A 25,853-nucleotide genomic window follows, 5' to 3' on the forward strand; every position below is an offset into this window, starting at 1 on the left:
AACATTGAAGTACAAAGAACATTATGATGTTGTAATTGTTGGAAGTGGTCTTGCTGGATTGGTTTCTGCAATCATTCTTGCCAAAGAAGGAAAGAGTGTTTGTGTATTAGAAAAAAACAACCAATATGGCGGAAACCTACAAACCTTTGTACGCAACAAAACCATATTTGACACAGGAGTTCATTACATTGGTGGCTTAAGCAAAGGGCAGAACCTTCACCAATACTTTAAATACATTGGTATTTTAGATGGTATACAGCTTCATAAAATGGATGAAGATGGCTTTGATATCATTTCTTTTGATGATGACCCAAAAGAATATAAACATGCACAAGGCTATACTAATTTTATAAAAACCCTTATTGAAGATTTTCCAGAGGAAGAAGAAGGAATTAAAAAGTATTGCGAGCAAATGAAAGCTACTTGCAAGAAATTCCCTTTATACTCGTTAGAAAAAGGAAAGCCTTATTATGATGATGCTGAAATTTTTCAACTACCAGCAAAAGAACACATCAATTCCTTTACCAAAAACAAAAAGCTTCAAGCAGTACTTGCTGGCTCTAACTATTTATATGCTGGAGACCAAAACAAAACCCCTTTTTACGTGCATGCTTTATCTACAAACTCGTATATAGAAAGTTCGTATCGTTGTGTAAATGGAGGAAGCCAAATAACTAAAGTACTTTTAAAACGCCTAAAAGAAGAAGGTGGTGAAGTATATAAACACCACGAAGTAAATAAGTTTGTATATGCAGATGGTAAAATTACTTCGGTAACTACAACCAAAGGCATTGAAATTAAAGGCGATTTATTTATTTCTAATATAGAACCTAAGCTTACTGTAAAAATGGTTGGCGAAGATAAGTTTAGAAAATCTTACACCAACAGAATTGAAAAAATTGAAAGCACCATTGCTGCTTTCTCCCTATATATTGTTTTAAAGCCAAATACTTTTAAATACCAAAACAAAAACTTTTACCATTTTAAAGATGCTTCTAAGGTTTGGGACTCCCATAACTACACTCAAGAGAGTTGGCCAGAAGGTTATATGATGTCTATGGGAATTAAGAAAAATGCTAATGAGTTTGGTGATAGCATTGCTGTGATGACCTATATGCATTATGACGAAGTAAAACCTTGGGAAGACACCTATAATACGGTTGCTCATAAAAACGAAAGAGGACAAACCTATGAGCAGTTTAAAACCGAAAAAGCAGAAACGCTAATTGATGAATTAGAAAAAAAATTCCCAAATATTAGAGAATGCATAGAAACCTATTACACCTCAACACCTTTATCTTATAGAGATTATATTGGTAGTAATCGAGGCTCTATGTATGCCTATGTAAAAGATGTAAACAAACCATTACACTCTCATGTTTCTCCAAAAACAAAAATAAAAAACCTATATTTTACAGGCCAAAGCCTTAATATGCATGGTATTTTAGGTGTAACAATAAGTGCTATTATTACCTGTTCAGAAATTCTAGATAAAGATTATTTACTAGATAAGATTTTAGAATCTAACAAACACGAGGTACAGTAAAAATAAAGCTATGGCACAATTTAAACTACAACCTATTGATCGTGTAAAAGACATTACAAAAACTCATTTTGTAAAAAACTATTACAAACCGCAACGTCCTGTACTTATAGAAAATCTTACTAAAGATTGGGATGCCTATAAAAAATGGAATTTAGATTATATACAATCGCTTGCAGGAGATCAAGTCGTGCCTCTATACAATAACGAAGCTACTAAAGGAAAACAAAAATCTGCCGAGCCTGCTACAGAAATGAAGCTCTATGATTATATAGAAATACTAAAAACAAAACCCACAGATTTGCGTATTTTCTTTTATGATGTCATGAAAAAAATGCCCATTCTAGCTAAAGATTTTAAATATCCAGATATAGGTTTAAAATTCTTTCAACGCTTACCTGTTTTATTTTTTGGTAGTAAAGGTTCACAAGTATTAACGCATTATGATATGGATTTAGCAGACTTGGTACACTTTCATTTTCATGGTACCAAACGCGTGACTTTATTTTCGCCTGAGCAAACCAAGTTTTTATACAAAATACCATACGCAGTACACAATCTAGAAGAAATTGATATGGCTAATCCAGATTTTAAAAAGTATCCTGCTTTGCAACACGTAGAAGCCATACAAGTAGAAATGAAACATGGCGATGCCTTATACATGCCAAGTGGTTATTGGCACTTTGTAGAATATTTAGATGGAGGTTTTTCTATGACCTTAAGAGCATTTACTAAAAAACCAAAAACTGCCTTAAACATGTTATACAATGTGTTTTTTATGCGTCATTTTGAAAACCTAATGCGAAAATGGAAAGGACAAAACTGGATAGATTATAAAAACAAAAAAGCTGTAGAAAAAGTAAACAAAACACTAGAGAAATTAAAGTAAATGAAGCTTAAAACCATTTCACTACATTATTATTTTAAACTTTTTATTTTACTGCTAGCAGTAACTTCTTGTGGTATCTCAAAGTCTATTCATGATATACCAGATGTTAGTGCTTATGATGCTACTATTGCTAAAAAAACCACTATTAACGATTCTACTTTTACTTCAGGAAACAACAGTCTTGCAAAAAACAAGTATGGTTCTTATGAGCTTTTTGTAGAAGGAAATGCCTATCAAATTGGTTTAAATACAGGATTGCTAACCCAAGATTTATTTGCTACACAAGAGGATGCTTTTTTAAGTAAAGTGGATGAGTTAGTACCTTCAAAATTTAAACAATACTTACTCCGAAAAATTCTAGCTTTCTATAATCGTAAAATGTATTTACACGTTCCAGAAGCCTACAAAGCAGAAATTTACGGACTTTCTAAATACGCATCTAACAAGTACAACCATATTGCTAAAGAATACCTAAGGGTTATGTATCTGCATGGTGCACATGATATTGGTCATGCCATGCAAGATTTAATGCTGGTTGGCTGTTCTTCTTTTGCTGCTTGGGGAAATAAAACCGAAGACGGACAATTACTCATTGGAAGAAATCTAGACTTTTACGCTGGTGACGATTTTGCCAAAAATAAAATAGTTGCTTTTGTAAACCCAACCGATGGTTATAAATTTATGTCTGTAACTTGGCCAGGAATGATTGGTGTGGTTTCTGGTATGAATGAACACGGACTTACAGTAACCATAAACGCAGGGAAATCTAAAATACCATGGATTGCTAAAACACCTATTTCTATTTTAAATCGTGAAATTTTACAATACGCAACCAATATTGAGGAAGCCATTGCTATTGCAAAAAAACGCGAAGTTTTTGTCTCTGAATCTATTTTTGTTGGTAGTGCAAAAGATAAAAAAGCCGTCACCATTGAAGTATCACCTAAAAACTTTGGGGTTTATAAAGTAGAAAACACCAACCAACTTATTTGTACCAATCATTTTCAAAGTGACGCTTACGCGGAAGATAAAAACAATTTAAAAGCAATAACAGAAAGCCATTCGCAATATCGATATGAGCGTTTAGAAGAACTTTTAGCCACAACAGAAAAACTAAACGTACAAGACGCTGTAGATATTTTAAGAAACAAAGAAGGCTTGCATGACAAAGCTATTGGTTATGGTAATGAAAAAGCATTAAATCAACTACTAGCACATCATGGTATTGTATTTAAACCAGAAGAACGTCAAGTTTGGGTTTCTTCTAATCCGTATCAATTAGGTGCTTTTGTTGCTTATGATTTAGACGAGGTATTTAGTGAAACTGCAACTTCACATGTACAGCTTTCTAAACCAGAATTAACTATTGAAGCAGATCCTTTTCAGTATACCCAAGCGTATAAAAATTATGAAGCTTACCGAATTGCGAGTAAAGAATTACAACATGCTATTAGTGCAAACACATATATTCCTTCAAAAGAACTTCAAGAAACCATACAATTAAACCCTAATTACTGGGAAGTATATTATCTTGTCGGTAAATATTATTACCAAAAAGGGTTTTACACAGCAGCTTTAAATGCATTTGAAACTGCAAAAACCAAAGAAATTACAACCGTTCCAGATCAAGAGGAATTAGATAAGTATATTAAGAAAATTAAAAGGAAATTAGATTTATGATTCCTAAAATAGAACAAGCATCTAAACAAGAAATAAAAACTTTTCAAGAAGAAAAGTTAGCCCAATTATTAGCGTATTTAAATGAAAATTCTGCCTACTATAAACGTATTTTTAAAGAAAACAACATTGCTATAGATGCCATACAATCTATTGAAGATTTATCTAAAATTCCAGTAACAACAAAAGATCAATTACAGCAGTATAATGATGATTTTTTATGTGTACCTAAAAGTAAAATTATAGATTACGTTACTACTTCTGGTACTTTAGGCGATCCTGTAACTTTTGCTTTAACCGATAATGACTTAGAACGTTTGGCATACAATGAAGCCATTTCATTTGCTTGTGCAGGAGTTGGTAAAGAAGATATTGTACAACTTATGACTACCATAGACAGACGTTTTATGGCAGGAATTGCTTATTTTCTTGGTGTACGTAAACTTGGTGCAGGAATTATTCGTGTAGGTGCAGGAATACCAGAATTACAGTGGGATTCTATTTTAAAATTTAAACCAACGTACCTTATTGCTGTTCCTTCATTTTTATTAAAATTAATAGAATATGCAGAAAGAAACAATATAGATGTAAATGCCTCTGGTGTTAAAGGAGCTATTTGTATTGGCGAACCCTTACGCGAACAAGATTTTAGTTTAAATACCTTATCGCAAAAAATAAAAGCCAAGTGGAATATTGAGTTGTATTCTACCTATGCATCAACCGAAATGAATACGGCTTTTACAGAATGTGAATACCAACAAGGTGGACATCAGCATCCAGAACTTATTATTGTTGAAATTTTAGATGATAACGACAATATAGTAACACCAGGAGAAGTTGGTGAATTAACCATTACAACCCTTGGTATAGAAGGTATGCCTTTGCTACGTTTTAAAACTGGAGACATGGTAAAAGCCAATAACACTGCTTGTGCTTGTGGTAGAAATACCATGCGTTTAGGTCCTGTTGTTGGACGAAAAAAACAAATGATAAAATATAAAGGAACTACTTTGTATCCTCCAGCAATGGATAATATTTTAAACGATTTTAATGATGTAGAAAGCTATATTATTGAAATTTCGCATAACGATATTGGTACTGATGAAATTTTAATTAAAATTGCTGCTACAGATCCTTCAGAAAAATTATTACAAAGTATAAAAAATCACTTTAGAGCCAAGCTACGTGTTGCTCCAAAAATTGCCTTTCATGATAAAAAGGAAATCTTAAAATTACAGTTTCCTAAAATGAGTAGAAAACCTATTTTGGTAATTGATAAACGTGCATAAGGTATTAAGATGCCTGCTGCATGTTTTGCACCAATCCTTTATCTACATAAACTTCTAATAGTTTTGCATTAGTAGCACTAAATGCAACCTCTTTTGTGTTTGCAGGTATTAAAATAGTTTCACCCATTTTTATGGTTTCGGTATGTAAACCAGCTGTTATGCTCGCTTCCCCTTCCACACACATAAAAATTACAAAAGAATCTAAGTTACTGTAATCCTTTAGTTGGTGATTGGTTATATCTAAAATGTTTGTTGTAAAATATTCGCAACTTACTAAGCTAGCACTTGCATTTGGTTGTAAATTATATGCTGCTTTTCCGTTAGAATCAAACTGCTTGGTAGCTTGTTCTGCTAATTGGGTATGCAATTCTCTTTTTTGCCCAGAAGCATCGGTTCTATCCCAATCGTAAACACGATAGGTAATATCACTTGTTTGTTGTATTTCTGCAGCTAATACTCCTGCTCCAATAGCGTGAATTTTTCCTGCTGGAATAAAAAAGCTATCGCCTTTCTGTACTTCTTCTCTATTAAAAACAGCGTCTACATTATTAGCATTAATATGATGCAAAACTTCTGGATTTGTAGTTTTGTCTTTTAAACCTAAAACAATATCTGCATTTTCATCACTATCCATAATATACCACATTTCGGTTTTACCAAAACTATTGTGATGCTTTTTTGCCATTGCATTGTCTGGATGTACTTGTACAGATAAATCTGTTTTGGCATCTAAAAACTTTATTAGTAATGGAAAATTATATCCAAAATTTGCAAAGTTCTCTGCTCCTAAAAGAGCTGCTTCATGGTTTTCAATTAGGCTTTTTAAATTTGCTCCTTTATACACACCATTACTCACTTCTGAAATGTTTCCGTTTACATCAGAAATTTCCCAACTTTCACCTACATTCTCTTTGTTTGTGTCTTTTCCTAAAAGGTTTCCTAGTTTGTTTCCTCCCCAGATTTTTTCTTTTAATATTGGATTGAATTTTATTGGATATACTTTCATAATAGCTGTTTTTATAGGTTAGTTTGGTATTGAAGATTAATAAAAGGGTTATTAACTTTTAGTTGCTTTAAGTAATCTGTTACAGAAAACAAACGCTGCTTTAATGTTTGTTTTCGTTTTAAATTTTTATAATTATAATTTAAAATAAGCTCTTGATTTTTACAGATCATCTGCATTAAACCATTTAAACCATGGTATTTTATGTTTAACATGTTTATAGAAACATATCCTAAATGGTTTAACTCAAATGCATTATACATATATCTAGCTCCTGCTTTTACTGCTGCATTATCTGATGTAAATTTTCTAATATTAACTACAGACACATTGCTACAAGACGCTTTTATAGTATTTAACAGATGATTGGTTTCATCTTTACTATCGTTATTTACCAAGCATAACTCCAGATTTAAACTCTGATTTATTTGTTCAATAAAAAAAGAAGTATCAATTTCTTTTGCATTATTATGGAAGATGATGATAATACCTGTTTTCATAAATTTAGGGAACTCTATTTATTGTATTAATTAAACAGTATGTAATGCTGTTTCTTTTTCTAGTTTTACGGTTTGTTTTTTAGCTCTATACACCCAAGCAATCTGCGCTAATTGTCCTACAATTTTTACAGAATCTTTCATTGATAGTTTAGAACCATCTGCATGAATCCATCTTTTTAATGGTTGCTCACAAAGCATAGCTTTAGCTTCTTTTAATCCGAAGTGTAGCGACATTCTTTTAAAGATCTCTACATCAAAAATCCACTGCGTTACAAACTTTTTACCAAAAGCAATATCTATAACGTCTTTACGAAAGATTTTTGCACCACATTGTGTGTCTTTAAAATCCATTTTTAAAATCTTTCTGATGATAAAATTAATAGTCAAGCTAATAATTTTTCTAGCAGATTCTTTGGTGATATTTGCTCCCATTCTAGAGATACGTGAACCACTTACAATTTTAAAATCTGAAGTTTCAATAGTTTTCACTAAATCATCAAAGTCTGCTAAGTCTGTAGATAAATCGGCATCTAAAAAACCGATATAATCTAAATCTTCTTTTTTAGCCATATGTAACATACCTAAACGTACAGCTTCGGCTTTACCTCCATTTTTTTCACAGTCATATACTGTAATAAAATCTTCTCTTCCTTTTTGTAAGTCTTTTAAAACTTCTAGTGTTTTATCTTTACTACCATCGTTTACAAAACATAAATGGTAACCAGAATTTTTATCGATATAAGTAATAAACTCTTCACTTAATAAACGTTCTTCTTCGTTATAACAAGGAATAACAACACCTACACAACGCTCTTGAATCATGACATTGCTTTTAGCTACTTCATTTTGCATTACAGGAGCACCTATTAATCGTTTTACACGTGCACTAATCTCGTTTAAGCTTAATGGTTTTTTCATATAATCATTAATACCTAATTCAAAACCTTCTGTTATGGTTTCGTCTTTTGTATCTCCAGATAAAACCATGATTGGAGTTTGCGCATTTTTAGTAATTCTAATATGTTTTACAATTTCTAATCCAGATATTCCAGGCATATTAATATCTACAATTACTAAATCTGGTTGAAACGAATTAAAGGTTTCCATTCCTTTATTTCCTTCGGTTTCTATTTTTACTTCGTATCCTAATTCTACTAATCGCTTTTGTAAAGGCAGTAATACTAATTGTTGATCATCTATTGCTAAAACTTTCATAATAAGGGTGTTTATTTATTTTTGATACTACAAATGTACAGGAGATACGCGCTCTAAAATTGTTATTTAGCTTAACCTACAACTAAGTGTCGACGAATGGTAGGTTGCTGTAGATAATTAAAAAACAAAGCACTATTTAATTTATTTATCTTTACCATATTATTGTAGCTTAGGCTTTAAATGAAGGAAACCTCAAATAAATACTTAATCGCTGCCATTCTCTTAGGTTTGGCTTTTCATGGTAGCTCCATATTTTTTACATTGGAGACTACTTATGATGCCTTAATACACCTATTTTTTGCAGATCATTATGCCAATAGTTGGTTTGAACCATGGAACTATGAGTGGTATACAGGATTTACTGTGCAGAGCTATCCGCCTTTAGTACATCAATCTATTGGTCTACTCTCGATGATTGGTGGTTTAAAGTTTGGAATGTTTAGTGTAGCTTTAATTGCCATTGTATTATTTGTTACTGGTACCTATCGTTTTTCTTTAATGATGACAGCCAATAAAACCGTTGCTGGTTATGCTTGTGTTTTGGCCGTTTTTAGTTCGTCTTTTGTAGAAACCCTTCATATTTTCGGGCAATTACCTAGTATTGTTGGCGTTTCGGTGTTAATGCATGCCTTACCTGAAATTTATTTATGGCTAAAAACAGGTAAGAAATGGTATTTAGCAACTTCGTTATCTTTAATAGCTGTAACGGTTACCTCGCATCACGTAACACCTATTTTCGGGATGGTGTTTTTTATCTTTCCTTTAATAGGAATGGTAATTATGGATGTTTCTAGAGAGCAAGTAAACTCGATGAAAGAAGTAACCTTCAAGATATTTTTGAATACTTTTTTCAAGCTTTTTAAGCGTATTGTAAGTTTCGGTATGCTATCGTTAGTATTAATTATAGGTTGTATTTTTCCGTATTGGTTAAATTCTAAAGCCAACCCAATTACACAAGTACCTATTCCGCATGGTTCTCGTGATAACTTTCTTGAAATTACCTCTTCTGGTTTGGTGTTCTTTTTAATTCCTTGGGGAATTCTACTGGTTCTCTTACCTTATATATTTTACAGATATTATAGTAAACGCTACTTATTTTTTGGTTTATCGGTTACTATTTGTACCATTTTAGGTACTGGAGGAACAACTCCTGTTCCTTTAAAAATGTTAGGTGAAACAGCCTTTAATATTTTAACATTAGACCGATTTACGCTTTGGGCTTCTATTTTATCCATTCCATTAATGGGAGAATTTGCCTATCGTTTTATAGAAGGCGATTTAAAAGAATTAATACAATCTAAATTTGGTGCTGTTTACCATCGTATTATTGGCGGAATTTTAGCAGGACTAATGGTATTTATGGTTGTTTTTACCATGAGTCTTAACTACTTTAGACCTTCGCAACCACAAAAGATAAAAATGTTGCCTATTGTGAATTTCTTAAATCAAGATGATCATGATAAATGGCGCTTTTTAACTTTAGGTTTTGGTGACCAAATGGCTTGGCTAAGCGCACAAACAAATGCCATGACTGTAGATGGAAACTACCATTCTGCAAGACGTTTACCAGAGTTAACCACAAGACCCATAGAACGCTTAGAAAATTCTAAATTTAAAGGCGTTGCAGGAATTGGTTCTTTACAGCAATTTTTAACGACTCCAGAAAAATATAACTTGAAGTATATTTTTTCTAATGATAAGTTTTACGACCCAATACTCTATTTCTGTGGATGGCAACGTTTGCGCCAATTAGAAAATGGCATCATGGTTTGGGAACGACTAAACATTCCACCAGTATCCTCTATTTTACCCAAAGAAGATGTTGCCAAATGGTTAAAAATACATTGGGGAATTATGCCTTTTTTAACCGTATTAATCGCGTTTATTTTAAACATACAAATGCTTTGGGTAAACATGTTAAAGACACGTATAAAACCTATACCTGATTTTTTAAAGTTCCCTACAACCTATTCTAAATTTAATAGAAACGTATTACGTATTACACATATGTGGTCGCTAATCTTGGCAATTATTGTGTTTTATGGCATCTATCTATTCTATTTAAAAAACGATTCGCAGCGTAGTCCTGAAAATGCTATTATTGCCTATTATGATGCTTTAGATTTTAAAGAATTTGAAAAAGCGCATAGTTTAATTGATCCTAATAACAGCATTCCTATTGCGCAATACATGTTAGAAATTTCTGTAACAGATGGCTTGCTAAGTAGCTATGCCAAAATGGATGCTATAGAAACAGAAATTACTACATATAATGACAGTACAGTAGCAGCAAAAGTGACTACTCAATGGATTACGCCTTTAGAGAAAATTGAAAAAGTAGATTACAAAACCTTATCTAAACGTAAAGGAAAATGGTATTTACAACCAGGCGATTTAAATAACGATTTACCTCCAGACCAACTGTATTCTGATAATGTAACCAAATATTTTAATCAAGGTAGAAGACGCATTACTACAGAACAAACCCATCATGAAGATATTTTAAAACAACCTGTTTTAGAAGTTGTTTCGGCAAAACTTGTTCAGTATGATGGCAGCTATGCTATAATTGGTGAAGTACAAAATATCGACAATGTGCCTGCCGATGTTATTTTAAAAGGCACTTTATACAACGATGACAATAAAGAACTCGCTACTTACAATGCTAAATATCATGTAAAGCATAAATTAATGCCAAAAGAGTCTAGTAGTTTCCGTATTAATTTTGAAGGCATTGCTTGGTCTAGAACCCAAGATTCTATTCCTGACACCTTTAATCCAGACGAATTTACTCCTGTGGAATTTGAAGAGCAACCTACCAAATTTAACTTGCAAGTTGCAGGAAATGTTGCTGGTACAGACTTATATAAAAATGTAGTTTTAAGTGATATTCATATTAAAGAAGAAACCTTAAACGGAAATCTTTTTAATAGTGGTATTCAAGAAATAACCATACCACAGCTACTTATCACGTATTACGATGCTGATAAAAATATGGTTTGGGTAGATCATTTATTTGTAAAAGCAGGTGTAAGACAACAACGTAAACAAGATTTTGCATATGAAATTTTAAAAAATGGCAACGTAAAAATTATTAATACAAGCATGGAGAATATTTTTGTAAACGGTTTGCCAAACCAAGATATTTCAGATAAAATAGTACCAAACAGAATTATAAACCATACCAATGATCTATTACAGCCAATTGATCATCCGGATTTTAGTTATATTAAAATAGAAATTAACACGTATATAGGAAGCCCTAATTAATGCAATTAAAACGTACATATTCATTTCTTTTAGGATGGTTTTTACTAGCCACATTTACTGTTGCACAAAACCAACAAACCAAAGACTCTATCCAACTAATAACCACAGACACTACTTTTGAAGTTGGTAGCAATCTTGTTTTAAAATTTAGCACTTCAGAAACAGAAAGCCCTTTATTATATTGTTCTAACAGTTATGGTTCTACGGTTATTTCTGCAACTTTAAAAAACAAAACCTTAGCATACGCTATACCTGAAAACATCACAAAAAAAATTGGAATTGTTCGTTGGGAATTACTTTCAAAAAACACGTCTTTATCAGGAACAGTAAACATGCTTGCAAAGGCAGAAGTGGCTAATATGGAAACCTATATTGGTCCACCAAGTATTGAAGCTGGTGAAGAAGATTATACCATGTTAGTGGTTATTCCTACCGATTCTTTAGATAATCCTGTACCAAAAAACACCTTGGTAAATGCAAAGTTTCAGTTTTTAACTTCCGAAGAACAAGAAGCTATTTACACCAATAATTTAATTGCTTTTAAAAATATACACTCTAAAAAAGAAAGCGGACGCATGTTGGTGTCTTCAGAAAGCATAGGCGTAAATTCAAAAGAATTTATCATCAATGTCATGCCTGCAATTCCAACAGATTTTAGCATTTCTGCTACAAGACCACATGATTATGCAGATGGTAATCAAATTACAACCTTTACCACATCTATTATAAAAGACAAACAAAACAACGTAGTTAGCGATGGTACTTTTGTTACGTTTTTTATAAAAAACAAAAAGGGAAATATTTTAAAAACTACAGGAACCACTATTGATGGTGTTGCTACATCAAAAATGATACATCCTGATTATGCCGATCTTTGGCGTATACAAGCTTTTGTTGATGGAATGTCTGAAAGCAATAGTATTTCTCTTGATTACAAACAAGTTATTACCCATTTTGATGTTGATTTCTCACAAAATAACAGACAAATAACGGTTGGTCCTTTACAAAGTTTTATGCAGCAAATGATTCCTGATGGATTGCATGTAAAGTTAAATATCTATAGAGATAATACACATATTGAAACACTCACAAAAACGACTTTTAATGGCTATGTTACGTTTCTATTAAAACCTGCTATATACAGTAATGGCAACTATAATTTTAGCATTGAAACAGCAGGATTATTAAAAGAATTTAAATCAAAAAAACTATGGTAGGTCTTAATAAAAACATCATGCGTACCATATTAATACTTTCATATATTATGCTTGTAGCCTTAATAATTTCTGGTGTTAGCGCATTATTTAGTTATCTAAATACAGGAGCAGACCGAAGCACTATGCTGCATACCGAAATTCAAAAAGTAGAACAGTATCTGCCTAAATTAGAATGGGAACCTTTACAAAATGAAGGCAGACCAATGGACAAGCAAACTTTAAATGCCTTACAAAACAATTATTTAGACGCTTGGTATGTAAAACAAATAGCTTACAAAACCAATAAAACTGCTGGTATAAAAGATTATTATACAGATAGTGCTAGAGAAAATTTATATGCTTTTATAGAACTTAATAAAGCAGAAGATATTACTATAGAAGCCACAACATTAAACCACAAACCAACCTTAGAGTTTTTTAGTGAAGATGGACAACTAGCTGTACTTACAGATAGACATGTTGTAGAGTATAAACGTGTTTTTAAAGCTGAAAAACAAATACTAGAAACTACAGAAACATCTACCTACAAAATAGTATTTTTATTAGAAGATGGGTTTTGGCGTATTAGGCATTTGGTAAAAGAAAGCAGCACTCCTTTTGAAGCACAAACAACAAAAATTAAAACCGATAGTTTAACTATTAAAGGAATTAATTATTACCCTAAAGCGACACCATGGAATATGTTTGGTGATGCTTTTTCTAAAGACACTATTGCAAACGACTTTAAAATAATAAAAGATGCTGGCTTAAATTCGGTGAGAATTTTTGTGCAATATGATGATTTTGGGAAAGCAGATGTAGATTCTAAAAAGCTAGAAAAATTAAAACAAACTTTAGATGCTGCCGAAGAAAACAAGCTAAAAGTAGTAGTAACCTTATTTGATTTTTATGGCGATTATTCGGTTATGAATTGGACATTAAACCAACGTCACGCAGAAACTATTATCAAAGCAGTAAAAGACCACAACGCATTGCTTGCTTGGGATATTAAAAACGAGCCAAACCTTGATTTTGAATCTAGAGGAAAAGATAGAGTTATTGCTTGGTTAGATAAAATGATAGATTTAGTGAAATCTATAGACACAGAACATCCTGTTACCATTGGTTGGTCTAATACACAAAGTGCTCCTATTTTAAAGGATAAAGTAGATATGGTATCGTTTCACTATTATGAAGGTTTAGAAAACCTAGAGCTAGCCATCAACACATTAAAAACCAAAATACCTAATAAACCAATAGTATTGCAAGAATTTGGAATATCCTCTTATAGTGGTTTCTGGAAACCTTTTGGCAGTTCTGTAGAAGATCAAGCCAATTACCACAAAAAAATCCAAGAAATTATTGCTGCTAATAAGTTGCAATTTATGTCTTGGACTTTATATGATTTTGTAGATGTGCCAAAAGCGGTTGTAGGTAGCAGACCTTGGCGTAGAAATACCCAAAAACATTTTGGGTTTATAGATAAAAATGGGACAAAAAAGGCTTCGTTTAAATACATTACTAATTAGTAATTATGCCATTAAAAGCGAAGAATCTTAATTTAAGTAGGTTATGTTAAGATGCTTCAGTCATACTTTCTTGTTAATGACAGGATATTAATAATCCCTTTAGTCTTTTTATTGACAGTGTTTTCATTCTATTTGTGATTCTGAGCAAAGTGAAGAATCTCAAATCAAGTAGGTTAACGCTTAAGATTCTTCTGGTTTACTTCTTTATAAAAACTAACGGTTTATTCATTGTATTTGGGACAAAAAAGGCTTCGTTTTTATTTCGTTCTATGCATTTGTAGGTTTTAATGCATTTTTACTTTGGGCTGTTTTTTTATTGATAATAGCATCAAAATTAGACAAGTACATATCTGCAATTTTTTCCATTGGGTAAGCTGTTGCAGCTTCGTAGTTTGCTTTTCCTAAAACTACTCTATATGTTTCGTTAGTTACAATTGCTTCAATGGCATTTGCTAAACTATCTACTGATGTTGGCTCAAAAAATTCTCCTTTATATCCTTCATCTTTTACTAATAAAGCAAGATCTCCTAAATCTGGCATCACTACTGCTTTACCATAACTTCCTGCTTGGTGTAATACACCTGAGCTTCCTGTTGTTGATGTGTATGGAAATACTACTACTGCACTTTCTTTAAATAAGGTTGGCACTTCATACTCTTCTACATAACCAGTAAAACGTACTTGTGGCACATGCTTATAATCTTCTTGTACTTTTGCTAAGTAACCTGGTACATTTGGATTGTCTGTCCCTGCAATTACCACTTCAAGATCTAATCCTGTAGACGCTCTTACTTTCTCAACCGCTTCAATCATACCTTCTACTTTTTTGTAGGTTCCAAATTTTCCAAAGGTCATTACTTGTAAAGGTCCTTCTGGTAAGGTGTATTCTGGTTTTTCTTCAGAAATTTCAAAAGTTCCATGCGGAATTAATGTTACATTCTTAGCATTGTATTTTTTCTCTAAAATATCTACATATTTCTGCATAGTAACAGCAACAGTATCTGCTTGTAAAATCAACTTTGTTAGGCTAGTACCAATAAATCCATATACTTTTTGCATGATTTTATTACTTGTAAATCCTGCAGAACCTAAATCTACTTCTTCTAAAATATTATGTAATAATACAATGTTTGGAATGTTTTTTAGCTTACAAACCAATGGTAACATTAAACCTAAAGCTGCAGCTACTTTTTTATCACCAAACTTCATAAATTGTAGGTTAAACAAAACAGCATCTGGTTGCGTGTTATTGATAGCCTTAGTAACATTTATAATGTTGGTGTAGCTATTAAATGCCCAACATTCTTTTACTGTTATTTTACAACCATCTTCTGTAAAAGCAATATCTTTTTTACCTTCGGTTTTATCTGTTAACAAAACAATTTCAGTAACATTTTCTTTTTGTCTAAAATGTTTTACTAAATGGTAAGCATACTCATTTAAAGTTACTTTACTTGGTGGATATGCTGTTACAATTGCTAGTTTCATAATATATACTTTTATAGGTGTTTCTTAATTACACTACAAATTTGCGTTTTAAATGTCAGTAAATCAGACAACTTTAGATAGGTTGCATGTTACTGTAGACGAATGGTAAAAAGATGTCGTTTTACTATTTATAATGCGTTTTTATTAACGAGCAGTGATTAGAAAACCTTGTCATTCTGAAGGAGGAACGACTGAAGAATCTGGATAAATCAAAAATATTACTTTTTCGAGATTCTTCGCTTTGCTCTGAATGACATAGTAACTCTAAAAACATAACGAAACACAAATAAAACGACGCTGTCATTCAGAAGGAGGAACGACTGAAGAACCTAGAGAATTAAAACTATTGCATTTGAGATTCTTCACTACGTTCTGAATGACATAGTAACTATAAAGACACAACGAAACACAAACAAAAGCAATACTGTCATTCAGAAGGAGGAACGACTGAAGAATCTAGATAAATCAAACTAGTACTTTTTTGAGATTCTTCACTGCGTTCTGAATGACATAGTAACTATAAAGACACAACGAAACACAAATAAAAGCGATGTTGTCATTCAGAAGGAGGAACGACTGAAGAATCTAGAGAATTAAAACTAGTACTTTTTCGAGATTCTTCACTGCGTTCTGAATGACATAGTAACTATAAAGACACAACGAAACACAAATAAAAACGATACTGTCATTCAGAAGGAGGTACGACTGAAGAATCTTAATAATTAAAACTAGTACTTTTTTTGAGATTCTTCACTGCGTTCTGAATGACATAGTAACTATAAAGACACAACGAAACATAAACAAAACCATGCTGTCATTCAGAAGGAGGTACGACTGAAGAATCTAGAGAATTAAAACTATTGCATTTAAGATTCTTCACTGCGTTCTGAATGACAGAGTAACTATAAAGACACAACGAAACATAAACAAAACGACGCTGTCATTCAGAAGGAGGAACGACTGAAGAACCTAGATAAATCAAACTAGTACTTTTTCGAGATTCTTCGCTTTGCTCTGAATGACATAGTAACTCGGAAAACACAACTAAACACAAACAAAAGCGATGCTGTCATTCAGAAGAAGGTACGACTGAAGAATCTTAATAATTAAATATTATCATTCAAAAAATTCCAATCCGGATTAAAGGTATTAATAAGTAATTCCTTTTTGCTTCTACTCTTTCCTTTAATTTGTTTCTCTCTTCTAATAGCATCTTCTATTTCAAAAAAATGTTCATAGTAAATTAGATAAAAACATCTGTACTTTGCAGTAAAAGCTTTGGAAGAAGGAAGTGGATTATTGTGAAAATATAATCTTTCTGATAAATTATTTGTTACTCCTGTATAAAGCACAGTTTTACTTTTGTTGGTTAGTATGTAAACATAATAATTGTGTGTGCCTTTTGTCTTCATGTTTCAATATAAAAAAAATATGACAACCTTATCATTACCAATAATGTACAACTGAATAATCTGAATAATCAAACTATTACTTTTTTGAGATTCTTCGCTTTGCTCTGAATGACATAGTAACTCTGAAAACACAACGAAACACAAACAAAAACGATGCTGTCATTCAGAAGGAGGAACGACTGAAAAATCAAGATAAATGAAACTAGTACTTTTTGAGATTCTTCGCTGTGCTCTGAATGACATAGTAACCATAAAAACACAACGAAAATCAAATAAAACGATATTGTCATTCTGAAGGAGGAACGACTGAAGAATCTAGATAAATCAAACTATTACTTTTTCGAGATTCTTCGCTTTGCTCTGAATGACATAGCAACTCTAAAAACATAACGAAACACAAATAAAAACAATACTGTCATTCAGAAGGAGGAACGACTGAAGAATCTTAATAATTAAAACTAGTGCTTTTTTGAGATTCTTCACTGCGTTCTGAATGACATAGTAACTCGGAAAACGGAATGACACGTATACCTTGTATGCCAGAAGTTCTAAAAAAACTACATACGCTAAACGCAGAAAAAGCTGCAGTATAAAACCACAGCTTCTTCATCTATATAGACTAATAATATAAAATATTTTTTAATTTTTATTTCTTACGTTTTGTATTAAAAACAAAGAAGAAGATCTGTACTACTAACAATGAAACCATTGCCACAATCTGCATGTGTACCACTTGCTCTAAACTGTCGTGAAAAAAGATGACTAATCCCATTTGAAGCATTCCGAAGATTCCAGAAATTACTACAGGAACAAATTGATCTAACGATAAGTAGTAGTAAGCAAAAATGTTAGATATGGCAAACAAACCTGTTGCTAAGGCGTACTTCCATAATAATGGAGCCATGGCTAAGTAACTATCTCCAAATAATATGGTAATTGCAGTTTCTGGAAACAATGCACAACCAATAACTATAGCTGTTGCAATGGCTGCAATGTAAGCTACATATTTAAATAAAATTGGCGCTGTTTCTTTTCCTTCTTTTTTAAGCTGTACTACTGTTGGTAGTAACAACATAACAAACATCCAGGCAACAAAATATACAATACGACCTATTAAGGCTAAAGATGCATATAAACCTGCTTCATAAGCATCAAAATAATGCTTTACTAATAAGATGTCACTGTTGTTAATTATAATCTGTGTAAACTCATAAAAAGCAGTAATTATAAAAAAGCTTCGTACTTGTTTAGATTGGCTTGTTTCAATAGCAATAGATTTTTTAATGCTTACATTTTTAAATTCAAATGGCACTAATCCAAATCCGAAAGAAATCAAAATCCCTATCGCAATCACAATAGAAGATTGTATATTAAATAAAAAGATTAAAGCTAAGGTAATTACTAATCTGCTTAACATTTCGGCTTGATAAGTAATCGATAAATACTTGAATTCCTTTTTTCCTTGAAACACACCTCTGTTAACACTCATTAAAAAGTACAAAGGCACTCCTATTCCAAAAATGGTAAACATGCTTGAAGTAGAAGTATTAAAAAGAGCTTGTAATTGGTTTGCAAAAACCACTATTAATGCTCCTAATGTTAACCCAACAATCGTTGCGTTTTTATAAATTTTAGAGATGAAATTTTTAAAGGTTTCATTTTCAAAAACCACAGAAAATTTTGCAGTTACTAGTTGAAAGGTCATTGCTACAAAAGATAGCACTAACAAAAAAGTAATTAACACTGCTGCATCTGCAAACTGTGCTGGACCTAATACACGACCCAAAATAAGATTATACAAGTAGTTTCCTCCATTTACTGCCAATACACTTAGCATAAATATTTGTTCTGGAGTTATTTTTTTTGATTTTAATATAGATAAAGCTTGCATCTTATTCTGTGGTTTTGGTTAGTATTAATTAGGCTACGTTTGGATACTTAAAATCTTCGTAAACATCTTTACAACCATAACCAATTACAAAAAATATATTGTTATTATGTATGGCATTTTTGTACATTTCTTTTAGTTCATGCATTCCAGACGCATCAATTTCGGTAACCTTATCAATATCTAATGTCAAATTTTTACTCGTATTTAAAACAACATTAAAGTGATTTTTAAAACTTTTTAATGTGTTTGCGTTTAATGCTCCTTCTAATGTTATTGTATTCTCTTTTTGTGTAATTGTAAGTGCCATAATAATTGTTATTTTTATATTGTTTGGGTCTTAATTATGATGCAAAGATGCATTGTAAACCTTTGAAATCGCTTTAAATTTCGACGAGTGGACCATTGCTGTAGATGAATGAATGAAAAGGAATGACTAACTTGCAAATGATTTAAAACAAGAACATGAAACTAAAATTTTTTGCCATACTTATCTTATTACTAACCGCTTGTAAAAGCTTCGCGCAAGACATGCAAGAAGGGTTTACCTATTTAGAAACTGGTAAGTACGCTAAAGCGGAAACATTTTTTCAAAATATATTACAAGAACATCCAGACAATAAAACAGCAAGACTATGCTATGGTCGTGCTATTGGGTTAAACGGAAAACCAGAAGAAGCCAATACGCTTTTTACAAATCTATTAGCAGATTACCCAACAGATTTTGAGGTGAAACTAAATTACGGAGAGTCTTTATTATGGAATAGCAATTTCACCAAAGCAAAAACCTATTTTAAAGGTTTAATAGACCAAGATCCTAAAAGCTTTCCTGCGCTTTTAAGTTATGCCAACACACTTTCAAACTTAAAAGAATATGAAGAAGCTTTAAAGTATGTAGATAAAGCTTTAGAAGTATTACCAGGAAACCCAAATGCATTAACTTCTAAAAAATATATGTATTTAGGGTATGCGTACCAAAAACAACAATCGCAAAAATACGATGAAGCTGAGTATTTACTAAAACAAAACCTTACATTATTTAATAATGATAAAGACACCTTATTAAACTTAGCCAACTTATATTTAATTGCAAATCGGTTAGAAGATGCCAAGGCAACCTATAACATTTTAGCTGAAAATCCTGAAAATAAAATCACAGCATTAAACGGTTTAGCATTAGTATCGCATTTAAACGGAAAAGAAAAAGAAGCATTACAATTAAGCAATCAAGCTTTTGAAAACTTAGGAAACGATACTAACCCTAAGTTAATACAGCCAACCACAGAGCGACAAATTCAAGCCTTAATTTGGAATAAGAAATACAAAACAGCAGATACGCTTATTGCTAATTTAATAGAAAACAAACCAAACGAAAACTGGTTATTAGCCTTACGAGCAACCCTTAATATTTATAAAAGCGATTTTAAAAAGAGTGTAAAAGATTACAATCAAATATTGATAAATGATAGTACTTCTTTTGATGGTAACTTAGGAAACGCAAATGCGTTAAAAGCATTGGGTAAATACGATGCTGCATATACTTCTGCAGAAAACACCTTGAAGTTTTATGAAAATCAAAAGGATGCTACCAACTTTATTAAAAACCTCAACACCACTTTTACTCCTTTTTACGAAGGAAAAATATCTTATTCTTTTGATAATGGAGATAACGAAGCCTTTGCCTTTAACAATAATATAGAGTTTCCGTTTTCTACAAAATTTAAAATATTAGCAAGTTATAATTACAGAAACACTACCAATGCTGTTACTAATAATGATGCTACATCTAACGATTTTAGTTTAGGTATATCGTATCAATTATTACCAAATTTAATCTTTAAAGGTACTGCAGGATTATCTGCTGCAAAAGCAACGACCAATGACTACACACAATTTTTAACAGATATTTCTTTAAACATAAAGCCCTTTAAACTACAAGATTTAACTGTTGGTTACAAACGTGAACTACAAAGCTTTAATGCAGAATTATTAGATCGTGAAATTGTTCAAAATAACTTTTACGCAAACTACAGTTTAAACACCAATTTTAACTTAGGTTGGTTTACGCAATATTTTTACACTAGCCAAAGTGATGACAATGCAAGAAACCTATTGTTTACATCATTATACTATAAAATTTTAGCAAAACCATCATTAAAAGCTGGTTTAAACTACCAATATATTACCTTTAAAAATCAAGTGCCAACGGTTTATTTTTCGCCAGAAAAATTTAATGCTGTAGAGGTATTTGCCAATATTATTAAAGACGAAAACACAGCAAAACCTAAAGAATGGTTTTATGAGCTTACTGCTGCTACAGGATTACAATATATTGATGATGATGAAAGCCAAAGCACCTATCGTTTTCAAGGAAAATTAGGCTACAAATTCTCTGATCGTTGTATGGCAAACCTGTTTGGTACACGAAGTAACATTGCATCTGCAACAGCTGCAGGATTTACTTTTAATGAGGTTGGATTGCGTTTTAAATGGTTGTTATTTAAAAAGCCTGTTTTTAGAAACTAAATTTAATTATACCTAAAATAAAACATAAAAAAACACAAGCTTTAAGCTTGTGTTTTTTTTATAAAAGATGTTACTATTGTTTTATCCTCTACTAGGTTTTACAGGACATCCTATTGCTTTTGTTAAAGTAATTGTTGGCGTTTTACCAGCTTGTAAAGCTTTTATTGCTTCTTCTACATACTTTACTTTTACATCTTCAGGAGATTTAGAATTATCATCTATTGCTCCAATATATTGCACTTTACGATCTTTGTCTAGTAAAAATACATGAGGAGTTCTAACTGCTCCATATTGTGGATATATTTTTTGTCCTTCGTCTACAAGATACGGAAACGGAAATCCTTTTTCTTCTGCTCTTGCTTGCATTGCTGCATAACCTTCTTTTTCATTTTCTGGACTGTTTGGGTTAATTGCAATTACCGAATATCCTTGAGGTGCATAGGTATTATGTAATGCAATTAAACGGTCTTCATATAATTTTGCAAAAGGACACTCGTTACATGTAAAAGTTACAATATAACCCTTAGCGTTTTCAATACCAGCTAAAGAAACCATAGAACCATCTACATTTTTAAGACTAAAATCGGTTGCAACTTCGCCAATTTTATAACCTCCTATTTCTTCTAAAGTTTTTGTTTGTTCAGGACTTCCTCCTCTTGGTGGTCCTTTTCTATCTCCTCCATGTGGTGGTGGACCTTTTCGGTCTCCTTCATGATGTGCTCCTTCATGATGTTCTCCATCTGGACCATGTTGGTGACGTTTTTGCTCTTTAGCAGTTTCCTTTTTATCACTTGCTTTATCTTTACAAGAAACTAGTACAATTGCAGATAACGCAATCATAGTAAGTATTACAGATATTCTCTTCATATTTAATTAATTATTTAAGGTGTTATTTATTTCGGTTTCTAAGTCTTCTAAATGTGCAAACGAGCGTTCATAAAAAGCACGTTTTTTATTATTAAAAATAATAGTAAAAGGTATTGCTCCAGACCAGTTAGCATCAATTTTATTGATCCATGTATTGGCATCTGGATCGTCTAAAATTACCACTTTAGAAGTAATATTTTTCTCTTTTAAAAACGGTTTTAGTTTGGTGTTAATATCTTTAGGAAAATCCATACTAACCAACAACACCTCTACCTCTGGATGTTTATTGGCATATTCTTGAATATAAGGAAGCTCTTTTACACAAGGAGCACACCACATAGCCCAAAAGTTAACAATATAGGTTTTGTTACTATCTGTGTACAATAAAGGTTCTAACTCGTTAAAATTATAAACAGGAATACTATCATTAATAGAAGAAGTATTGGTAGAAACTGTTTTACTAGGTGTTGTTATTTCCTTTTTAGCCTTGTTACAGCTTAGAGTAATACACAATACAAACAGTAGGCAAAAGAACTGCTTTGCATTTTGTTTTAAAACTTTAGGGTTTATCAAAATCTTATTTTAATTTATTAGACTTTGCAAATTAAAAAAGGTTTAATTTAAGTTTAGAAAGTAATGAATTCTATTAGTAATAATGATTCATTTAATGTAGTGATGCCATAGTTCTGCATGCTTCTAAAACACGTAAACATAATTCAAAAAAGGATAATTCTTTTGCTTGGAGACAAACAAAAAAAAGGCAAGACCCCTCGTGTTCTTGCCTTTTGTAGAAACCAACTATAAGCTATTATTAGTTTTTAGTTTCTAGCTATCAATCAAAAATAAATAATTAGGGTTATTTCACTAGTAATTTTAAAGGGTTATAATGGGTTTGTGTACTAGACAATTTACAGATATATAATCCTGTACTTAAATTTTGTCTGCTAATTGCAATTTGGTTTTTACCAGGTTGTGCTTTAACTGTTGTATTATAAACTACCTTACCTAATTGGTTATAAATGGTTAGTTTTACAGTTTCGGTTTGGTTTGTTGTAAACTGTATGTTTGCATTGGTAACCATTGGGTTTGGATAAGCAGCAAGTGCACTTGTATCTGGTGTATCTATAGTAGTTACAGACAAGGTATTTCCTGTAGAGAAACGTAGGTTTTGTAACTGCATCTCTTTTGTTGTTCTAGAACCATCTTCACTAACCATTGTAAATACTATAGTAACTATATCATTTAGCTCTAAATCTTGGTTTAACGAAGAAGTAAACGCTGAAAAAGGAATAGCAAAATCTTGAAATTGATCTGTTAAAGCAATGGTGGTTTTGTATTGTTCTTCCCAGTTCGTGATGCTTTGTTTTACAAAAGCGATCTCTAAGTTTCCTGTACCTTTTGCTCTTAGTTTAAAACTATCAAAATCTGTTAAATCTACTGCTTTAAAACGAGGTGTTAATGCTCTGTATGCTGCAAAATAAGTACTTGTTGTTGCATTTAACTCTAGGTTTCTTTCTACTGGAAAATCTTCAGCATCAAAAGCATTAGTATTTGGTGAAATTGTATAGTTATTAACTACTGTACCTGTTTGCGAATCATCAATTCCCCAAGGACCATCAGACATAAATAAATCGTCTGGTGTATGTATTCCATCTCCAATTCTAAATCCTATATCAAACAATCTTCCTGTTGGTACTTGCACTTCTGTAATATACTCTTGGTTTAAATCAATAGTAGATGTTGTGTAATTAAAATCGCTTGTTTCTGTTTCTCTGTACCCAGAATCTATGGTTACATTTTCTGTTGCGTTTGTGTTTATTATTTGAAGATTTAAAGCGCCATTAGTATATCTTCCTTTTCTAACAAAAACTGTTGGAGGTGTAGATAACTGGTAATCTGAAATTGGTTTTACAGCTTCTAACAGGTTTAAAACTTCTTGTGAAAGGCTATATAAATCATCTATAGAATCTGACCATATTTGAAAATTATAAAAGGTTACATTTTCTTGGTATACATCTAAATTCCAGTGAGATTCTACTTCAAAATTAGCAGCATCATTTGTTACTTTAGCCGATAAACTTAATACATACTCATAAGAACCATCTGCATTTTTTATTATCGATTTAATAAATGCTTGCTCATTAATATCTATGGTAGATACCGAAATTAATTCTGCTCCTAATAATCTATCGCAAATGTATTTTGTATGTTCATACACACCATTTTCTGTTTTTAAAGCTAAAACCGAAGCTATAGAAGCATCATTTTGCATATAATCTACAGAATATACTTCTGTTGCATTGGTAATTTGTAATAAGTCTGTTGGTGTAGATTCTACCGCGTAATCTTCATTAATAGTTGTTAATGGAACAAAATCTTGTAATTGAAAATCATTACCACTTCTACTTGTATAACTTACAGTACTTGGCGTAACACGCTTTGCCGACATTTGGTCAAACGTATAGCTCTTTATAGCACGATTAAAGTTACGTTTGCTAATTGCTTCAGATAATCTTCCGTTACTTTCTAAACCACCATCGTTTGCTGTTGTTGGAGGAGCAACCACCTCGCAGCTACCAAAACCAGAACAAGAAGGATCTTCGCAATCTATTAAACCATCTCCATCATCATCAATTCCGTTATCACAAATTTCTTGAGCTACAGGAGCAGTTGGGCAACGTGCACCATCATTACTTGAACTTGAAGGTCCGAATGCAAACAAATTAGATTCTATAATATTTATTCCGTCTAAATCTTGAACACTTTGTATTACATAAATAGTTCCTGTTTCATTAGCAGACACGTAAAAACGACCATCTGCATCAAAATAAACAGCTCCATAAGTATAACCTAGTCCTGATAGAATTGGCACAACACCTAAAGGAGTTACCATACTTGTTGTTGGGTCTATTCTATATAAAATATTTGTAGTTTTTTCTACGGCATATAAGTAACCATCTACCGCATTAAAAGCCCAATCATGAACTTTAATGTTTTGCGTTAAAGTTTCTGTAGATAAGTATTGTGTATAGGTTGCTGAGTTTGGATTTAAATCTACTTTAAAATAGCTTGTTCCTCCAGCTTTAAAATAATAAATACCTTCTGGGCTAATATCACCAACATATTTATTTCCATTAGGTAATTCTGGAAGAGTAAAAGTGGTAGTTTGAAAATTTTTACCAATTCTAACAATAGTTTTAGAAGGTGTACTTAAATATCCCCAAATAAAACCATCTGCAGGATTATAAGCGGTTGCATTAATATTTCCTTCTGTAATATCTGTTGCTGCTAGGTAAGAATTACCAGAAGCTAAATCAATAGAGTATACATCATTACGTTGAAATAAATAGGCACTAAAATCGCAATTAAAAGGAATGTCTTGTGCGTGTATTGATACTGTTAAAAACAATAATGCTATTACTAATATTTGTTTTTTTAAGGTGTGTACTTTTGTTATCATGGTTTGTATAATTCTTATTTACAAGACAAATTTACTTTAGAAATTAGCCTTAAAATGTATTTTTAGATAGATGTAATTTATGTGTAGACGAATGGTAATTA

General features: G+C 31.8%; 18 protein-coding genes. 8 read left to right on the forward strand and 10 right to left on the reverse strand.

Going from position 1 to position 25,853, the window contains the following annotated elements; translation table 11 throughout:
- Positions 1–4: 4 nt before the first annotated feature.
- Genes ACFSSB_RS10560 through ACFSSB_RS10575 form a run of 4 tightly spaced genes read left to right on the forward strand, consistent with a single transcriptional unit; the run spans position 5 to position 5,398 of the window.
- Complete coding sequence (locus ACFSSB_RS10560) at positions 5–1,546, forward strand: phytoene desaturase family protein (RefSeq protein WP_379903969.1); 1,542 nt, start codon at positions 5–7, stop codon at positions 1,544–1,546.
- Between the two features lie 10 nt (positions 1,547–1,556).
- Positions 1,557–2,432, forward strand: coding sequence for a cupin-like domain-containing protein (locus ACFSSB_RS10565; protein ID WP_379903971.1), 876 nt, complete (start codon positions 1,557–1,559; stop codon positions 2,430–2,432).
- Positions 2,433–4,112, forward strand: coding sequence for a C45 family autoproteolytic acyltransferase/hydolase (locus ACFSSB_RS10570; protein WP_379903973.1), 1,680 nt, complete (start codon positions 2,433–2,435; stop codon positions 4,110–4,112).
- On the forward strand, positions 4,109–5,398 hold the full coding sequence (locus ACFSSB_RS10575) for a phenylacetate--CoA ligase family protein (RefSeq protein WP_379903975.1): 1,290 nt from the start codon (positions 4,109–4,111) through the stop codon (positions 5,396–5,398). Before ACFSSB_RS10570 ends, ACFSSB_RS10575 begins: the two co-directional genes overlap by 4 nt.
- Positions 5,399–5,402: 4 nt before the next feature.
- On the opposite strand, the gene ACFSSB_RS10580 is transcribed toward ACFSSB_RS10575, so the two are convergent.
- The 3 genes from ACFSSB_RS10580 to ACFSSB_RS10590 are packed head-to-tail and all read right to left on the reverse strand — an operon-like array spanning position 5,403 to position 8,116.
- On the reverse strand, positions 5,403–6,404 hold the full coding sequence (locus ACFSSB_RS10580; RefSeq protein ID WP_379903978.1) for a type I phosphomannose isomerase catalytic subunit: 1,002 nt from the start codon (positions 6,402–6,404) through the stop codon (positions 5,403–5,405).
- Positions 6,405–6,415: 11 nt separating this feature from the next.
- Positions 6,416–6,901 carry a family 2 glycosyl transferase gene (locus ACFSSB_RS10585; RefSeq protein WP_379903980.1) on the reverse strand — a complete coding sequence of 162 codons (486 nt, stop codon included), beginning with the start codon at positions 6,899–6,901 and terminating at the stop codon, positions 6,416–6,418.
- A gap of 30 nt (positions 6,902–6,931) precedes the next feature.
- On the reverse strand, positions 6,932–8,116 hold the full coding sequence (locus ACFSSB_RS10590) for a response regulator (RefSeq protein WP_379903982.1): 1,185 nt from the start codon (positions 8,114–8,116) through the stop codon (positions 6,932–6,934).
- Between the two features lie 180 nt (positions 8,117–8,296).
- Here ACFSSB_RS10590 and ACFSSB_RS10595 point away from each other — a divergent pair, with 180 nt between their 5' ends.
- From ACFSSB_RS10595 to ACFSSB_RS10605, 3 genes are read left to right on the forward strand one after another with little or no spacing between them, the layout of a single operon-like run.
- Positions 8,297–11,386, forward strand: a complete 3,090-nt coding sequence (locus ACFSSB_RS10595) for a hypothetical protein (RefSeq protein WP_379903984.1) — start codon at positions 8,297–8,299, stop codon at positions 11,384–11,386.
- A complete protein-coding gene (locus ACFSSB_RS10600) occupies positions 11,386–12,603 on the forward strand; it encodes a hypothetical protein (RefSeq protein WP_379903987.1) in 1,218 nt (405 codons plus the stop codon). The genes ACFSSB_RS10595 and ACFSSB_RS10600 overlap by 1 nt, the downstream gene beginning before the upstream one ends.
- Positions 12,597–14,111: a cellulase family glycosylhydrolase gene (locus tag ACFSSB_RS10605; protein ID WP_379903990.1), complete on the forward strand. Its 1,515-nt coding sequence runs from the start codon at positions 12,597–12,599 to the stop codon at positions 14,109–14,111. The genes ACFSSB_RS10600 and ACFSSB_RS10605 overlap by 7 nt, the downstream gene beginning before the upstream one ends.
- A 267-nt stretch (positions 14,112–14,378) precedes the next feature.
- Here the strand turns inward: ACFSSB_RS10605 and ACFSSB_RS10610 are convergent, their stop codons facing one another.
- The 4 genes from ACFSSB_RS10610 to ACFSSB_RS10625 form a co-directional block, all read right to left on the reverse strand.
- Entirely contained in the window at positions 14,379–15,599 is a 1,221-nt protein-coding gene (locus ACFSSB_RS10610) for a glycosyltransferase (protein WP_379903992.1), read from the reverse strand.
- Positions 15,600–16,705: 1,106 nt separating this feature from the next.
- On the reverse strand, positions 16,706–17,011 hold the full coding sequence (locus ACFSSB_RS10615; RefSeq protein ID WP_379903994.1) for a GIY-YIG nuclease family protein: 306 nt from the start codon (positions 17,009–17,011) through the stop codon (positions 16,706–16,708).
- A 646-nt stretch (positions 17,012–17,657) separates the two neighbouring features.
- The gene (locus ACFSSB_RS10620; protein ID WP_379903996.1) at positions 17,658–18,902 is read right to left on the reverse strand and encodes an oligosaccharide flippase family protein; all 1,245 of its coding nucleotides are present in this window, start codon (positions 18,900–18,902) and stop codon (positions 17,658–17,660) included.
- A gap of 28 nt (positions 18,903–18,930) precedes the next feature.
- Positions 18,931–19,209: an STAS domain-containing protein gene (locus tag ACFSSB_RS10625; protein ID WP_379903998.1), complete on the reverse strand. Its 279-nt coding sequence runs from the start codon at positions 19,207–19,209 to the stop codon at positions 18,931–18,933.
- A 155-nt stretch (positions 19,210–19,364) separates the two neighbouring features.
- Between ACFSSB_RS10625 and ACFSSB_RS10630 the strand changes: the two genes are divergently transcribed.
- Positions 19,365–21,425 carry a tetratricopeptide repeat protein gene (locus ACFSSB_RS10630; RefSeq protein ID WP_379904000.1) on the forward strand — a complete coding sequence of 687 codons (2,061 nt, stop codon included), beginning with the start codon at positions 19,365–19,367 and terminating at the stop codon, positions 21,423–21,425.
- A gap of 81 nt (positions 21,426–21,506) precedes the next feature.
- Here ACFSSB_RS10630 and ACFSSB_RS10635 read toward each other — a convergent pair whose 3' ends face one another.
- From ACFSSB_RS10635 to ACFSSB_RS10645, 3 genes are all read right to left on the reverse strand, one after another.
- Positions 21,507–22,292 carry a thioredoxin family protein gene (locus ACFSSB_RS10635; RefSeq protein ID WP_379904002.1) on the reverse strand — a complete coding sequence of 262 codons (786 nt, stop codon included), beginning with the start codon at positions 22,290–22,292 and terminating at the stop codon, positions 21,507–21,509.
- Between the two features lie 6 nt (positions 22,293–22,298).
- Positions 22,299–22,865 (reverse strand): TlpA family protein disulfide reductase, encoded by a 567-nt coding sequence (locus ACFSSB_RS10640; RefSeq protein WP_379904004.1) that lies wholly within the window; start codon positions 22,863–22,865, stop codon positions 22,299–22,301.
- A 283-nt stretch (positions 22,866–23,148) separates the two neighbouring features.
- The gene (locus ACFSSB_RS10645) at positions 23,149–25,752 is read right to left on the reverse strand and encodes a DUF6923 family protein (RefSeq protein ID WP_379904006.1); all 2,604 of its coding nucleotides are present in this window, start codon (positions 25,750–25,752) and stop codon (positions 23,149–23,151) included.
- Positions 25,753–25,853: the final 101 nt, after the last annotated feature.

Origin of the sequence: Lacinutrix gracilariae (genome assembly GCF_042684485.1) — a bacterium.
GTDB lineage: Bacteria > Bacteroidota > Bacteroidia > Flavobacteriales > Flavobacteriaceae > Oceanihabitans > Oceanihabitans gracilariae.